We start from the raw sequence: 15,408 nt of genomic DNA on the forward strand, positions 1-15,408 counted from the left end.
AGCTGGTCACCAGGAAGCCCACCACGGCGTCGGGGGCGCCGGCCCCCCCGGCCCCGCCCCCCGCCCCCCCCCCCCCGCGGCGCCGCACCATTCGACGCGCCGTCCACCGGCCACTCCTCCCAGGTCGCGGCTCGGGCGCACGCCGGACCCGCGGGCCGGCCTCCCGGCATCGGCCCGAACCCGCAGGCCCGGGGAGGCACGCTTGCGGGCTCCGGAGGGCCTGGGGCGCTCAGGCGGGGTCCGATCGGCCCGAACCGGGAGTGCCCGGGGAGGCACGCTTGCGGATTCCGTTGGAGGGCCCGGGAGCGCCGAGCCGGAGGTTCAGCGGAAGACGCCGGTGTGGCCGAGTGAGTACTGCCCCGGCTGCGGGTAGACGGCCAGGCCGTGCGGGCCGGCGCCGACGCGGATCTTGCGGACCAGGCCGCCGTCCCGGGTGTCGAAGACGTAGACGACGCCGTGGTAGCGGCCGGTCAGCCACAGGTGGCGGCCGTCCGCCGACACCCCGCCCATGTCGGGCGACCCGCCGCCGGGGATGCGCCAGGTGTCGACCGGCTTCCCCGTGGCGAACGACACCACCGACACCGACCCGGCGCCCCGGTTGGAGACGTACAGGTGACGCGAGTCGCGGCTGACGTAGAGGCCGTGGGCGCCGGCGCCCGTCCTGACGAACCTGCCGAGCCTGAGGCGCCCCGCGTCGACGAGCCAGACGCCGCCGCGCATCATGTCGGCGACGTAGAACGTCCTGCCGTCCGGGGAGAGCTTCACGTCCTGCGGCATGCTGTGGTGGTACGGCAGCTTCATCACCCGGCTCACCCGGCGGGCGGCCAGGTCCACGGCCACCAGGTGGCCGGAGAACTCGCAGCTCGCCAGGAAGGTCGCGCCGTCCGCGGTGAAGTCGGCGTGGTTGATGCCCGTGCACGGCACGTTGAGCGAGTGCCGCAGCCTGAAGGTGCGCGGGTCGCGGAAGTCGAGCCGGTTGAGCCGCTCGGCCATCACCAGCGCCGTGCGGCCGTCGGGCGTGAAGTACAGGTTGTAGGGGTCCTCGACGGAGATGGGCTTGCCCTTCCTGCCGGTCGCCGGGTCGATCGGGGTGAGGGTGTTGCCGTCGTTGTTGTTGACCCACAGCGTCTTGAGGTCCCAGGAGGGGACGACGTGCTGAGGGCGGGCGCCGACCCGCAGCTCACGGATGATCTTGTAGGTCCTGGGGTCGATGACGCTGACCGTGCCGCCCTCGCTGTTCGGCACGTACACCCGCGAGGGGAACCCGGCCACGACCGGGCTCAGCATGCCGGGCCGGTTGTTGGCGTAGACGTCCACCTGCGCCGCCACGTCCTTGGCCCCGCCCCGGGGCGGGGCCTCTGACGGGGGCGGGGTCGCGCTGCCCTGCGGCCGGGCGTCCGGGGTGCCCGGGTGCCGGGCCCCCTCGTGGCCGGTCCCCTCGTGCCGGCCGTCCCCGCCGCCGGAGCACCCGGCCACGGTCAGCGCCAGCACCACCCCGGCAAGCCGCCGGCCCCCTACCGGTCGCTGCATGACCCGCCCTTCCCCAACGCCTCCCGGTTCGCCCACCGGCTACCGAAACGCTAGGAGGGCGAAAGTCAGGGGACGCTCAACACAGCGTCGCCCCTCGTCCACCTTTGCCATCGTTCCCTCCCGCCCCCACCGCCCGATTCCCCCGCGTAGCACCGTTCTCCCACCCGGCCCCTGCCCCGCGGCGGCCGGACCCCATGGCAGGCAGGCGACCAGGAGGCGGGCACAACCGTCGCCGGGCCACCGTCCCCGCCCCCCGAGATGTCTCCCTCCGGCGCCGCGCCGGTGGGCTGCGGTGCACCGAAGCCGGCCCCACCGCACGGCGACCCAGCCCTCTCCCCTCGCCCGGTGCCATCCCCACCCGCCGCCGTGACGGCGAGTGTTCATACGGCGAAGCCGGCACCGCCGCACGGCGGCCCGGGCCTCTCCCCTCGTCCGGTGCCATCCCCACCCGGCGCCGTGACGGCGAGTGTTCGTACGGCGAAGCCGGCGCCGCCGTACGGCGGCCCGGGCCTCTTACCTCGCCTCAGTGCCCTCTTCAACCGGCGCCCTGACGGCGGGTGTTCGTACGGCGAAGCCGGCGCCGCCGTGCGGCGGCTCGCTTGGGGGGTGAGGTGGTTCAGGCGGGTGGGGGGAGCTGGTGGGGCCATGGGGGGTTGGCGCCGGCGGTGGCGCAGGTCAGGGCGGCTACCTGGGTGGCGAAGGACAGGGCGTCATGCACGTGGGAGGGGGTCAGGTCTGTCAGGCGGCCGCCCAGCAGGGAGAGGGCGCCGAGGCGGTGGAGGAGACCGGCGGTGAAGGCGTCGCCGGCTCCGATGGTGTCGGCGACCGCGGTGACGGGGGCGGGCACACTGAGACGGTGGCCGTCCAGGGAGGCGGTGGCGCCGCCCGCGCCCTGGGTGACGACCACGAGGCGGACGCCGCGCTCGTGGCAGGTGTCGCAGGCCTCGGGAATGGACGCGCCCGGGGCCAGGTGGTTCAGGTCCTCGTCACTCATCCGGACGAGGTCCGCGAGCGCGCACCAGCGCGGGAACCGGTCGCGGTAGACATCGGGGCGGACGAGCGCGGTGCGCACGTTCGGGTCGAGCGAGACGGTGACCCGCGGCCTGACCCGCGCCAGCAGCTCCTCGACCAGCGGGCCGCCCGGGTCGCGGGCCAGCGCGAGCGAGCCGGTGTGCAGGCACCCGGCCGCGCCGAGCCGTTCCGGGTCCAACTCGTCACGGCTCCAGCCCCAGTCGGCCGCCCCCTCGGCGTGGAAGGAGTACGTGGCCCGCCCGTCGGCGTCCAGGTCGGCCACGGCGAGGGTGCTCGGCTCGACCGCGGCGACGCACCGCGACAGGTCGACGCCGGACGCCGACAGGTGCTCGCGGAACAGCGCGCCGAACCGGTCGCCGGAGACGCGGGCGAGGAACCGGGTGGGCGTGCCGAGGCGGGCGAGCGCCGTCGCGGTGTTGGCCGGCCCGCCGCCCGGCAGTACCCGCAGCGTCAGCTCCGACGGCCCATCGGCCGGGACGACGACCGCGTCGGCGACGCACTCGCCGAGCACGGCGACAGGGCGATACGGCATCCAGCGCTCCCTCCGTGACCGGGAGCCGAAACACCCGCCTCCCGGCTGCCCACCTTGCCATGCGATCCGGTCACCGCGGCCCGGAGGCCGGGTGGGGACAGGGAGCGGAGCGGTGAGTCGGGCGGCGTCGCCGGGAGCCGCAACGTCCGGCCCACAACCGGTCACCGGTCGCGCGCCCTACGGCGGCGCCGAGTTTCCCGGTATCGGGTTGATGCGCCTTCGGGGTCGGATCCTGCTCATGTCCGGTGGGTGGGCGAGCCGGGGCGGCTGCCTGGGGGTGTGGGGAGCGGGCAGGGCGAGGGACGTCCTAGAGGAAGCGCGCCGAAGGCACCATTTCGACACGGTCGGCGCGTGAGAGATGAAGGCGGTGACACACGCGTCCCCGTACGAGCACCCGCCGTCACGGCGCCGACTGAGGTGGCAGTCCGGGCGGCGCGAAAGGGGGCGCCCGGTAGCGGGTGGTGGGCTCGCCCGGCAGCCGGGAGTGGGTTGGAGGTTGTGGGAGGGGTGGTGGGGGTTCAGGTCACGGGGAGGCGGGGTGGTGGGGTTTGTAGTCGGTGTAGCCGGTGGGGCCGGGGGTGTAGTAGGTGGCGGGGTCGGGTGGGGTCAACGGGGTGTGGGTGCGGAGGCGGTGGACCAGATCGGGGTTGGCGAGGAAGGCGCGGCCGAAGGCGATGAGGTCGGCGCCGTGGGTCAGCCAGCGCTCGCCTTCGGCTCTGCCTCCGTCGGAAGGGAGGTCGGCTCCGGAGCCGGGGGCGGCCACGAGGACGCCGGGCCAGCCGGCGCGGAGCTTCTCCGCCAGCGGGGTGCCCGCCGGGACGCCCGCCAGGTGCAGGTACGCGAGGCCGAGCGGGGCGAGCGTGTCGACGAGGGCAGGGTAGACCTCCTCGACGTCATGCTCGGTGACGTCGTTGAGCGTGTTCCCGGGTGTGACGCGCAGGCCGACCCGGTCGGCGCCCACCGCGTCCGCCGTCGCCCCCGCCAGTTCGACGGCGAAGCGGGCGCGGTCGCGCCCGTAGGCGTCCCGCCTGCGGTTGGTGCCGGAGGCGAGGAACTGGTGGACGAGGTAGCCGTTGCCCCCGTGCAGCTCGACGCCGTCGAAGCCCGCGCCGAGGGCGCGCCGGGCCGCGTCCGCGAAGTCGCCGATGGTCGCCCGGACCTGCTCGGTGGTCAGCTCGCGCGGGACGAGGTGGTCCCGGCGGCCGGCCGCCGTGTGAATGCGCCCGGCCGCCCGCACCGGCGACGGGGCCACCGGGCGCAACCCGCTGACGCTGGGATGGCCGATGCGCCCGGTGTGCATGAGCTGCACGAAGATCCTGCCGCCGGCCGCGTGCACGGCGTCGGTGACCAGGCGCCAGCCCCGTACCTGCTCGTCGGTGTGCAGGCCCGGCGTGCCCGGGTAGCCCTGCCCGGCGAGGCTGGGCTGGGTGCCCTCGGCGATGATGAGGCCCGCCGTGGCGCGCTGCGCGTAGTAGAGCGCGGCCTCCGGGCCGGGCACGCCGCGGTCGCCGGCGCGGGCCCGGCTCATCGGCGACATCACCAGCCGGTTGGGCAGCCGGAGCCGCCCCAGTCGCACGGGCTCGAACAGGTCGTGCATGGCTCCTCCTCCGTCGGCTTCAGGTGACGCCGAGGGCGGTGCGGCAGGCGATGAGGCGGGTCCTCGCCTCGGGGTCCTCGCCGGTGGCGAGGATCTTCTCCAGGTCGGCGGCGGCTTCGGCGTGGCGACCGGTCTCCTGGTAGACGACGGCGCGGTTGAAGCGGATCTCGGGGGCGTCGCTCAGCTCCACCGCCCGCTCCAGGTCGTGGACGGCGGCGGGCAGGTCGCCGGTCTCGTAGGCGACCTGGCCGCGCAGCGCCCACGCCGGGGCGAGACGGTCGTCGTGGCCGAGCGCCTCCGTGAGGGCTTCGCGGGCCGCGTCGGGCTCGCCCCGCTCGGCCAGGAGCCGGCCCTTCAGGCACAGCAGGTGGGCGTTGCCGGGGGCCGACGCCAGGCCCTCGGTGACGTCGTCCCAGGCGGCCCCGGCGTCGCCCAGCTCCCACAGCAGGCCCGCGCGGTTGACGCGGGCGTCCACGTGGGCGGGGTCCAGCTCGATGGTGTAGCCGAAGTCCGCGAGCGCCCCCTCGACGTCGCCCAGCTCCAGGCGCGCGTCACCCAGGTTGTAGTACGCCTCGGGGAACGGCGGCGACAGGCTGAGCGCGCGCCGGTAGGCGGCGATCGCCTCCTCCTCGCGGCCCAGCCGCCGCAGGATGTTGCCCACGTTGAAGTGGTGCTCGGGGAAGTCGGGGTCCAGGCGGACGACCGCGGTGTAGTCCTCCAGGGACTCCTCCAGGCGACCCATCATGCCGAGCACCTGGGCGCGGTTGTAACGCAGCACGGCGCGGTGCAGGACGTGCTCCCCCGGCTCCAGCTCGCGGTCGAGCCGGGCCATGCCGTCCTCCAGCAGCCGCAGCGCCTGCCGGGGGCCGTTCTGCCGCACCTCGACCAGCGCGAGCCCGTTGCCGCCGAAGACGGAGTGGAAGGCCCGCTGCTTGGGGTCCGGCAGCAGGGAGGCGAAGGCGATGGAGGTGTTCATCCACGCCCTGGCCCGCTGGTAGTCGCGCCGCGGTTCGGGGTAGTGCCGGGCGTACAGCATCGCGGTGCCGTAGGCCAGCTCCATGTGCACGACCGGATCGGCGCTGACGGCCCGCGCCTCCTCGTACACGGCCTCCGCCTCGTCGGCGCAGCCGAGGGAGGCGAGCGTGGTGCTGGTGGCGTTGGTGAAGTGCCACCACAGCTCCTCCTGTGACGACCGGTCGACGAGCGCCCTTCCGCGGAGGCCGAGCTCGGCGGCGGCCTGGTAGAGGCCGATGCCGCGGCAGTGGTCCATCGCCGCCCGCAGCGCGCGCAGCCCGGCTCCGGCCGGGTCGGAGCCGTGTTCGGCGTGGTACGGGATCGCGCCCAGCGTGAGGGACTTCTCCCCCCGCGACGCGCGCTCCGTCAGCGCCCTGGCGCGCAGGTCGTGCAGTCGCGCGCGCTCCTCCGGCGCCAGCCGGTGGTAGGCCGCGATCACGCCGGGGTCGTCGCTCGTGCCGTCGCCGTCGACGTACTCCCATCCCCGCGGCTCGGGCCCGTCGGCCTCGGGGGCGGCGGGCGCGTCGACGCGGCGGGCGTGGGCGTCCAGGATCCGCGCGAGCGAGATCGCGATCTCCCCCGGCGGGTCGGGCACCGGGTCCAGGCCGGTGCCGGCCACCACGACCAGCCCGCCGAGGTCGCCGCGGCGCAGCAGGACGGCGACCATCTCCTGGTCGGTCGGGTCGGCCTCGTGCAGGTTCTCCACGACCAGCGTCCGCGGCCCGCCGCCGAGGGCGGCGAGGTAGTCGCGCAGCAGCTCGGCCAGGCCGTTGGCGATGTTCAGGGTGTGCAGGCGCGAGTAGAAGCGCGTGCGCTCGCCCTTGGCGGCCGTCCACTCCAGCGACGTCCACGCGGACGGCACGGCGCCGGCCAGCTCGGGGGCGGCGGCCAGGATCTCGATGTTGTGCCCGGGCCCCAGCTCGGGGAGCCGTTCCAGCGCGTCGGGCGCGATCTGCCGCAGGAGCGTGCCCGCCGCGGTGTACGGGCCGCGCAGACGCCGGTGGGCGTCGAGCACGGCCAGCGCGGGCGGCAGGGCGAGACGGCTCCTCTCCAGGTCGCGGTCACGGCGCCGGGCGGCACGGATCCAGTAGTGGTCACCCATGGTGGGTCCCTTCAGGCGATGACGTGGCGTAGCCGCCGCTCCCCGCGGCGCCGGTCCCGGATGGACAGCCACCCGAGGACGGCCAGCTGGGAGAGGACGAAGCCGGAGAAGACCAGGGAGTCCAGCAGCTCGGGCCAGGTGGCGCCGCCTTCGGTGAAGCGGCCGAGCACCCCGGTGACCATCCCCCACAGGATCGGGGTGACGGCGAGGGCGAACGTGACCAGGCTCAGCGTGTACCCGGCGACGATCAGCCAGGAGTACCAGCGCGCCACCCGGCGGTCGACGGGGTGCCAGTCCGACTCGTCGTACCGGCGGGCGCGGCCGAGCAGGCCGTTCACCCGGTTGCTCAGCAGGCGCTTGGCCGTGGTGTGCAGGTCGACGCAGCCGAGCGCGGTCGCCACCAGCACGTACAGGTCGGTGCGCAGGTAGAAGGAGAACTGCCAGAGGATGCGGAGCAGGACCGCGAACGCGAACGCGAGGCAGAACCTGCCGGCCCCCGAGAGCGCGCCCCCCGGCACGCGGGTGAGATCGGCGGCGATGGTGAGCGCGGCCATGACGACCACGTCCACGAGCATCCCCGCGACGATCGGCAGGTATCTCTTGCGCCGGGGCACGGCGACCAGGCCGTCCAGCGAGGTCTCCAGCACGATGAAGTACAGCCGGCGTCCGACGCTCAGCCTGGACCGCAGGCCCAGGCGGCGGCCGGCCAGGGCGTGGAAGGCCTCGTGCAGCAGGAGCTGCGGCACGGCCGCGACGAAGAGCGCCGCCTGGATCACCGTGTAGTAGTCGGTGAAGAAGACGTTGCGGTAGCTCGGCACGAGGTCGGGCCGCCGTGCCGCGGCCAGGACCGCCCAGACCACCACGGCGGCGTAGAGGACCATCGCGGGCGCCGAGAACACCGCCGCGCCCAGGCGCCTCCAGCGCACCGGCCCGAGCGGGGCGGCGGCCGGCTCATCCGGGGAGCGGACGAAGCCGAGCTCGTCCAGGGCGGCGATCACGTCGTCGATGTCGACGCTCTCGTGGTAGGCGGATCGGTACCAGGCGACGGCGTCGCGCGGGGTCATCCCCTGCTCCAGCCTGCGCACCAGCTCGGCGCCGTCCGGGGGGAAGATGCCGTAGGAGTCGGTGTCCGGCCTGCCCACCGTCACCTCGTCGCCGTCCGGGTGGTGGACGAGCCGGTGGAGCGGGAGCGGCCGGTCGAGGTCGTACCGGGTGGCCGGACGGTCGTCCAGCGCCTCTGCGTCGGTCAACGGACAGCCTTCCGCGCGTTTTCCGAGTCGACGGGGAGCGCCGGGTGCCGTTCGCAGGCACCCGGCGCCTCCACGGGGGGAACCGGCTAGCTGACCTTGTAGAGGGAGCACGCCCCGGCGGTCAGGCGCACCGGTCCCGCCTTACGAATCTTGATCTTCTTCATCTCGTTCCTCCTCCCGCTTGTCGAGGATCGCCGCCAACGATGGCCGCAGCGACTGGACCGGCGTCGGCACCGGGCTGGACGGTGGGCGTCCGGCGTCCAGCGGCCCGCCAGTGCGCCGCCAGCGGGCTGCCGGCGGGGCGCGATCGAGCTGCCCGCAAACGGCGGGCTCGGGGCCCGGAAGGCGGGGCGGGGCGGCGAGATACATCCGGGACCGATCCAAAGTTGGCCAGGATAGGACACGGTCCGGCCTCGCATCACCCCTTGTATAAACATATGCTGCGGATTTTCGACACATGGCTGTAACTTCCCTCAGGAGAGATATGGCCGAGATTCGGTTTCATGTACTCGGGCCGTTACGGGTATTTCGGGGGCAAACCGAAATAACACTCGCCTCGGAGAAACAGCGAGCCGTCCTGGCACTGCTTCTGCTCAGGGCCGGAAGCCCCGTCAGACGGCAGGAGATCATCGACGCGGTGTGGGGAGAGGAGACCCCCGACTCCGTCGTCAACCTCGTGCAGACCTACGTGGGGCGGCTGCGACGCCGGGTGGACCCCGACCGGGTGGCGCGCTCGAACACCTCCTGGCTGGTCGGCCTGGGCTCCGCCTACGCCGTCCGCATGGACCGGTGCGACGTCGACCTCGTACGCTTCCGCGCCGCCGCGGCCCAGGCCCGCCAGGCCGCCTCGCCCCGGGAGTCCCTCGGCTTCCTGCTCCAGGCGCTGTGCCTGTGGCAGGGGCCGTGCCTGGCCGACCTGGAGCATCCGCTGAAGGGCCATCCCTGGATCCGGGCGCTCGACCAGGAACGCGTGGGCGTGCTCGCCCAGGCGGCCGGCCTGGCGCTCGACCTCGGCATGGCCGCCGAGGTGGTGCCCCAGCTGCGCGCCGTGGCCACGGCCGAGCCGCTGAACGAGATCGTGCACGCGTGGCTCGTCCTGGCCCTCGCCGCCTCCGGGGCCCAGGCCGAGGCGCTGGCCGCGTACGAGTCCACGCGGGCCCGGCTCTCGGAGGAGCTCGGCGTCGACCCGAGCCCCCAGCTCCGGGAGGCGCACCTGCGGGTGCTGCGGCAGGAGGCGGCCGCCGCCCCGGCGTACGAGCCGCCGCCGGCGGAGGCCGCCACGCCGTCCCTGCTGCCCGCCGACGTCCCCGACTTCACCGGGCGCCGGGAGCTGGCCGACCATCTCGGCGGGCTGCTGTCGCGGGGCGAGCCGGGACGGGTCAGCGTGACGCTGATCACCGGACCGGGCGGCGCGGGCAAGACCACGCTGGCCGTCCACCTCGCCCACCGGCTCAGCCAGGCGTTCCCCGACGGGCAGCTCTACGCCGACCTGCTCGGCGACCGGGCGCACCCGGCCGACCCCCGGCTCGTGCTCACGCGCTTCCTGCGCGCCCTCGGCCTGCCCGGCGCGGCCGTCCCCGACGACCTGGAGGGCTGCGCCGACCTGTACCGCAGCCGCCTGGCCGGGCGCCGCGTCCTGGTGGTCCTGGACGACGCCGCCGGGCCCGCGCAGGTGAGGGCGCTGCTGCCCGGCTCGCCGACGTGCTCGGTCATCGTGACCAGCCGCTGCCGCCTGTCGGGGTGGCCGGGCGCCCGCACCGCCGACCTCGGCCCGCTGGAGGCGGCCGACGCGACCGCGCTGCTGGCCGCCATGGTCGGCGACGAGCGCGTGGCGGCCGAGCCGGACGCCGCCGCCGAGCTGGTGCGCGCCTGCGGCGGGCTGCCGCTGGCGATCCGCGCCGCAGGCTCGCGCCTGGCCACCCGCACGCACTGGACCATCGCCCGCTTCACCGAGCGGCTCGCCTCCGGTGGGCTGGACGAGCTCACCGTCGGCGACCTGGACGTGCGGGCCGCCGTCGCCATCGGCTACCAGCGGGCCGACGCGCCGGCCAGGCGCGCGTTCCGGCTGCTCGGGGTGCTCGACCTGCCGTCGTTCGCGGCGTCGACGGCGGCCACGACGCTGGAGGTGCCCCTGGAGGCGGCCGAGGAGCTGCTCAACGCCCTGGCCGACCAGCGGCTCGTCGAGGTCGCCGGCACCGACGCCACCGGCAGGACGCGTTACCGGTTCCACCCGCTCGTCCGGCTGCACGCCCGCGAGCGCGCGGCGCTAGAGGAGAACGAGACGACCGTCCACGTGATGGTCACCCGCGCCCTGGCCACCCTGCTCGCCCTGGCGCAGGAGGCCGACGACCGCCTGCCCCACACCCCCTACACGCCGGTCAGGGGCAGGGCGCCCCGGTGGCCGCCGCCCGCGCCCGCCGGGGACAGGAGGCGGGCCGACCCCGCCGCCTGGTTCGAGAGCGAGCGCGCCAGCCTGGTCGCGGCCGTGCTGCAGGCCGCCGCCGCGGGCCACCACGAGCTGGCCTGGGAGCTGGCCGGCTCCCTGCTGAACGCCGCGGTCCTGCGCGGCCACTGGGAGGAGCTCGAACGGACCCACGAGGTGGCCCTGGCCGCCTGCCGGGGGGCGGGGAACCGGCTCGGCGAGGCCGTGATGCTGCGCGGCCTGGCCGAGCTGCGGTACGGCCAGCGGCGGTACGAGGAGTGCCTGGCCAGCGTGCGGGCCGCCCGCGCCGCGTTCGCCGGGCTGCGCGTCGTCAGCGGCGAGGCGGACGCGTTGACCCGGCTCAAGGAGCTGCACACCGACCTCGGGGGGTTCGAGGAGGCGTGGCAGGACACCTGGTCGCTGGCGGCGCTGTCGCCGACCGGCGCGCCCGCGCCGGACCGCGCGCCCGCGCGGGCGGCGGACGGGCGTCCGCCGGTGGGACGGATCGCCGCCTCCGAGCACCCGCGCTGAGGCGTGCCGCCCCGGCGGTCAGGCCCGGGGCGGGGCGACGCTGCGGCGGACGACGAGCTTGGGCGCGACGGTGTGCCGCTCGCGGCTGGGCAGGCCCGACTCGATCTGGCCCAGCAGGACGCTCAGGCTCGCCCTGGCCACGGCGCCGAAGTCGGGGCGCACGGTGGTCAGCGGGGGGATGAAGTAGGCCGCCTCGGGAACGTCGTCGAAGCCGACGATGCTGACGTCCTCGGGCACCCGCCTGCCCCGCTCGTGCATCGCGTGCAGGATGCCGAGGGCCAGGTGGTCGTTGGCGGCGAAGACGGCGGTGGCCTCGGGCATGCGGGAGAGCATCTGCCCGGCGCGGTATCCCGACGCGGCCGTCCAGTCGCCGGGCAGCACGGGCGGGATCTCGGCGCCGGCCTGCCGCAGGGCGCGGCGCCAGCCCTCGACGCGGCCCTCGCTGTCGAACCAGTCGGCCGGCCCCGACACGTGCCACACCGTCGGGTGCCCGGCCTCCAGCAGGTGCCGGGTGGCCTCGGCCGCGCCCGCCTGCTGGTCGACGGTGACCAGGGCGCCGTCGCGCGACGGGTCGCCGTCGATCGCGACGAGCGGGACGCCGGTCGGCAGGTGGTCGAGCGCCTGGTTGGCCGACACCACAGGGGCGATCACCACGATGCCCGCGACCCGCTGGTCGAGGTGCCGCTCGACGGCTTCGGAGATCGACCGCCGGTCGAGCGTGCGTACGCTGCCCACGCTGACCGCGAACCCCGCTCCGGTGGCGGCCTGCTCGAACGCGGTGAGCAGCGACGCCGGGCCGTACAGGGTGGAGTTCTGGGTCACCACGCCCAGCACGCGCGACCGCCCGGTGGCCAGGGCGCGCGCCGCCTGGTTGGGCCGGTACCCCAGCTCGGCGATGGCCGCGCGCACGCGGATGCGGGTCTGCTCGCGAACGTTGGGATGACCGTTGAGCACCCGCGACACCGTCTGGTGGGAGACCCCCGCGAGCCGGGCGACGTCCGTCATCGCCGGATCACGGACACCCCGTCTGTCCACTGCGCACCCCGTTCACGGAAAGGCGGAATTCACGCAACACCCTAGTGGTATCCGGCGCGCGATGCCGGGGGGTGGGTGCCCCTTTCCGCGCGGAACCCCGCGGCGACGTGACCGGAACACCCCCCGCGCCCACCGGCCATGACGTGGCGGAACCGCGCTTCCCGGCCGAACCCGCGGGCCCCCGGAACGGAAGACCGCGAAACCTCGGGGGTCGGCGTAGGGGATCTCCCTGAGGATATGCCGATGTGATTCGGCCATGATTCGACAGGCGGCAGGCGAATACGGATTCGCCACCGGACGCCGCCGAACCAAAAGGAGGGCAGTCATGAGAAAAGCTTTGATCGGAATGCTGCTGGCCGGTGCTTTCGCGACGGCGACCGCGGTCGTCCCCGCCACGGCCGCCAATGCCGCGGCCGGCTGCAAGTCATGGATAGAGCAGGACGCGATCGGCGACCTGACCGTGAAGGCCTGGTGCAAATTCGGCCCGGGAAGCGTCCAGGCCGTCGCCGAATGCGAGAAGCTCGGCAAATACATCTACGAGAAGAAGGGCCCATTCGTCTCCATCGGCCCGAACAACGTCTCCTCGGTGAAGTGCAGCCCCGGCACCGTCCTGGCGACCTGGTACCACAACGTCGTCGACTGAACCGGGCCGTGACACAAGTCCCCAGGCCCGCTCAGCGCGGCGCCTTCTCACGATCCACCCACACGAAGGAAGAGGAAATGCGGTACATCAGACGGACGGGCCGGGCGGCGAGAATCGTCTCCATGCTGGCGGCGATCGCCACCGCGGCCGTCATGCTCGCCATGCCGGGAACCGCGAACGCGGCATCGAGCTGCAGTGCCTACACGACGATGGGCACCACGGGAATCCAGGTCGGCGTCTGCATCTACGGCGACGCGAACGGCTGGTACAAGTCGACCCTTTACGTGAAGAACACCAAGAACGTCACCATGACCATCGACAGCATCCAGACGGGCGTCTTCCTGCTCGGCGCGGCGACGGTCAAGCACAATTTCCAGATCGCCGCCGGCAAGGAGAACATCACCGACAGCGGTTACATCATCGACCACCTCTTGGACGACCACTTCGGGTACGGCGACATAAAGATCAACGGGGCGTGGTACACGCGGCAGTGGAGTCCGGCGATCGACTAGCGGGGGAACCCGCGCAGGGCGGCCCGGGCGTCCGGGCGGACGGCGATCCCCCGCCGTCCGCCCGCGCCGTCAAGCTCCTGGAGATTCGTGCCGGTGACGGCGCGCCTCCGGGAGCTTCGGCTTTCCGCGTGCGCCGCCCGCGCGCCGGCCGTACCGTGCTCCGGGTGAGCGAACGCGTCCTGGTGCTGAACATCGGCTCCTCCTCGGTCAAGTACGAGCTGCTGGAGGTCGCCTCCGGGAGGCGGGAGGCCAGGGGGCTCGTGGAGCGGGTCGGCGGGCCCGAGGGCACCCTCACCCACTCCCCCGGCGGCTACCGGCGCGACGCGCCCTACCCCGGCCACCGGGCGGCGCTGGAGGCGATGCGGCGGGCGTTCGCCGAGGCCGGCCCCGACCTCGCGACCGCGGGGGTGACGGCGGTCGGGCACCGCATCGTGCACGGCGGCTCCCGGTTCACCGGCCCGGCCCTGGTGGACGACGCCGTGCTCGCCCAGATCGAGGAGCTGACCCCGCTGGCGCCGCTGCACAACCCGGCCGGGGTGACCGGCATCCGGGTGGCCGGGGAGATGTTCCCCGGCGTGCCGCAGGTGGCCGTGTTCGACACCGCCTTCCACCACACGCTGCCGCCGCACGCGCGCACCTACGCGGTGCCCCGGCGCTGGGAGACGGAGCTGGGGGTGCGCCGCTACGGCTTCCACGGCACGTCGTTCGCCTACGTGACGCGGCGCGCCGCCGAGCTGCTGGGCCGCGACCCGTCCGACCTGAACCTGATCGTGCTGCACCTGGGCAACGGGGCGAGCGCGGCGGCCGTCCGCGGCGGGGCCAGCGTGGACACCTCCATGGGCATGACCCCGCTGGAGGGCCTGGTGATGGGCACCCGCAGCGGCGACCTCGACCCGGCCGTCCCGTTCTACGTGTCCCGGGCCACCGGCCAGGCGCCCGAGGAGGTCGACCGCGCGCTGAGCCGCGAGAGCGGCCTGCTGGGCCTGTCCGGCGACGGCGACATGCGCGAGGTCTGGCGCCGCTCCGACGCCGGGGACGCCGCCGCGACGCTCGCCCTGGAGGTCTACCGGCACCGCCTGCGCAAGTACGTCGGCGCCTACTACGCGGTGCTGGGCCGCGTGGACGCCGTCGTGTTCACCGCCGGGGTCGGCGAGCACGACTCCCGCACCAGGGCGGCCGCCCTGGCCGGTCTCGAGAGGCTCGGCATCGCGGTCGACCCCGCCCGCAACCGCGACACGACGGAGGGCGCCATCTCCCCCGAGCACGCCGAGGTGACGGTGCTCGTGGTCCCCACCGACGAGGAGTACGAGATCGCCCTCCAGACGCTGGCGACGGCCCGCCCGCGGTGAACCGCGGCGGGCCGCCGGTGCCGCTCACGGACGACCGGGCGTGGTGGTCGGATCAGGCGTGCAGATCTCCCGTCGCGGCGGCGCCGGGGTGGGTGGCGGCGTTCCCGGCGGGGTGGGGCGCCGACTGGTAGAGGGCGACGGCGAAGGGGCGGTGGGTCGTGCCGTCCACGTGCTCGTCGACGCGAGAGAGGGTCGAGTCCTCGTCGAAGTAGCCGTGCAGCCTCTCGGCCTCGGGCCAGGGGTGGGTCAGCACGAGCAGTCCGCCCGGGCGCAGCAGGGCGCCCAGGCGGGCGGACGCGCGGCGCAGCCGGTCGCCGCGGCCGATGTAGTAAAGGGTCTCGGCGCAGAACACCAGGTCGAAGCGGTGCGCGGGAGGGTGGCCGAGGATGTCGGCCTGGACGAAGCTCGCGCGCGCGCCGTGCAGGGCGCGGGCGCGTTCGATGGCGCGCGCGGAGATGTCCATGCCGACGACCTCGGCGCCGGGGTAGGCGTCCGCCAGGTAGCGGGTGAAGACGCCCTCGCTGCACCCGACGTCGAGAATGCGGCTATACGGCCTGGCCGGCGTGCGCTTGAGCGTGGTCAGGTACTTGTACCGCTCGTAGTCGTCGGTCCCCAGGTTCCAGGGGTCGGGCCTGCGGTGCCACCAGTCGAAGTAGCCGCGCAGCAGCACTCCCTGCCGCCGGGGCGCCATCAGCGACAGCGTGCGGAAGAACGTGCGGTGCAGCATCTCCGGTATTTCACGCATTACGGTCATGTGGCCCTTCCGGTCGGCATCGTGGATCGTCACCCGTTTCTCCAGGAAACCTACGAGATGCTGGGCGCGGGCGTCATGACCCGTTGGTACCGGCAGGCGTCTGGC

The 15,408-nt window shown here is 74.3% G+C and carries 11 protein-coding genes; 4 read left to right on the forward strand and 7 right to left on the reverse strand.

Annotated elements, in window-relative coordinates; translation table 11 throughout:
- Nucleotides 1–321 precede the first annotated feature (321 nt).
- The 5 genes from PYR91_RS35310 to PYR91_RS35330 all read right to left on the reverse strand — a co-directional run bounded on the left by PYR91_RS35310 (nt 322) and on the right by PYR91_RS35330 (nt 8,057).
- Nucleotides 322–1,530 carry a YncE family protein gene (locus PYR91_RS35310; protein ID WP_279787189.1) on the reverse strand — a complete coding sequence of 403 codons (1,209 nt, stop codon included), beginning with the start codon at nt 1,528–1,530 and terminating at the stop codon, nt 322–324.
- A 616-nt stretch (nt 1,531–2,146) separates the two neighbouring features.
- On the reverse strand, nt 2,147–3,094 hold the full coding sequence (locus PYR91_RS35315) for a carbohydrate kinase (protein ID WP_279787190.1): 948 nt from the start codon (nt 3,092–3,094) through the stop codon (nt 2,147–2,149).
- A 523-nt stretch (nt 3,095–3,617) separates the two neighbouring features.
- Complete coding sequence (locus tag PYR91_RS35320; RefSeq protein ID WP_279787192.1) at nt 3,618–4,691, reverse strand: alkene reductase; 1,074 nt, start codon at nt 4,689–4,691, stop codon at nt 3,618–3,620.
- Nucleotides 4,692–4,710: 19 nt separating this feature from the next.
- On the reverse strand, nt 4,711–6,807 hold the full coding sequence (locus tag PYR91_RS35325; RefSeq protein WP_279787193.1) for a tetratricopeptide repeat protein: 2,097 nt from the start codon (nt 6,805–6,807) through the stop codon (nt 4,711–4,713).
- A gap of 11 nt (nt 6,808–6,818) precedes the next feature.
- Nucleotides 6,819–8,057, reverse strand: a complete 1,239-nt coding sequence (locus PYR91_RS35330) for a hypothetical protein (RefSeq protein WP_279787195.1) — start codon at nt 8,055–8,057, stop codon at nt 6,819–6,821.
- Between the two features lie 484 nt (nt 8,058–8,541).
- On the opposite strand from PYR91_RS35330, the gene PYR91_RS35335 reads away from it, so the two are divergent.
- Nucleotides 8,542–11,010 carry a BTAD domain-containing putative transcriptional regulator gene (locus PYR91_RS35335; protein ID WP_279787197.1) on the forward strand — a complete coding sequence of 823 codons (2,469 nt, stop codon included), beginning with the start codon at nt 8,542–8,544 and terminating at the stop codon, nt 11,008–11,010.
- An 18-nt stretch (nt 11,011–11,028) separates the two neighbouring features.
- Here the strand turns inward: PYR91_RS35335 and PYR91_RS35340 are convergent, their stop codons facing one another.
- Complete coding sequence (locus tag PYR91_RS35340) at nt 11,029–12,015, reverse strand: LacI family DNA-binding transcriptional regulator (protein WP_279787199.1); 987 nt, start codon at nt 12,013–12,015, stop codon at nt 11,029–11,031.
- 355 nt (nt 12,016–12,370) lie between these two features.
- On the opposite strand from PYR91_RS35340, the gene PYR91_RS35345 reads away from it, so the two are divergent.
- From PYR91_RS35345 to PYR91_RS35355, 3 genes are all read left to right on the forward strand, one after another.
- Nucleotides 12,371–12,688 (forward strand): hypothetical protein, encoded by a 318-nt coding sequence (locus PYR91_RS35345; protein ID WP_279787201.1) that lies wholly within the window; start codon nt 12,371–12,373, stop codon nt 12,686–12,688.
- A gap of 77 nt (nt 12,689–12,765) precedes the next feature.
- Nucleotides 12,766–13,200 (forward strand): hypothetical protein, encoded by a 435-nt coding sequence (locus PYR91_RS35350; RefSeq protein ID WP_279787203.1) that lies wholly within the window; start codon nt 12,766–12,768, stop codon nt 13,198–13,200.
- 164 nt (nt 13,201–13,364) lie between these two features.
- Nucleotides 13,365–14,549, forward strand: a complete 1,185-nt coding sequence (locus PYR91_RS35355; RefSeq protein ID WP_279787205.1) for an acetate kinase — start codon at nt 13,365–13,367, stop codon at nt 14,547–14,549.
- 52 nt (nt 14,550–14,601) lie between these two features.
- On the opposite strand, the gene PYR91_RS35360 is transcribed toward PYR91_RS35355, so the two are convergent.
- The gene (locus PYR91_RS35360; RefSeq protein ID WP_279787207.1) at nt 14,602–15,294 is read right to left on the reverse strand and encodes a class I SAM-dependent methyltransferase; all 693 of its coding nucleotides are present in this window, start codon (nt 15,292–15,294) and stop codon (nt 14,602–14,604) included.
- Between the last annotated feature and the right edge of the window lie 114 nt (nt 15,295–15,408).

Source organism: Sphaerisporangium sp. TRM90804, assembly GCF_029846175.1.
Lineage (GTDB): Bacteria > Actinomycetota > Actinomycetes > Streptosporangiales > Streptosporangiaceae > Sphaerisporangium.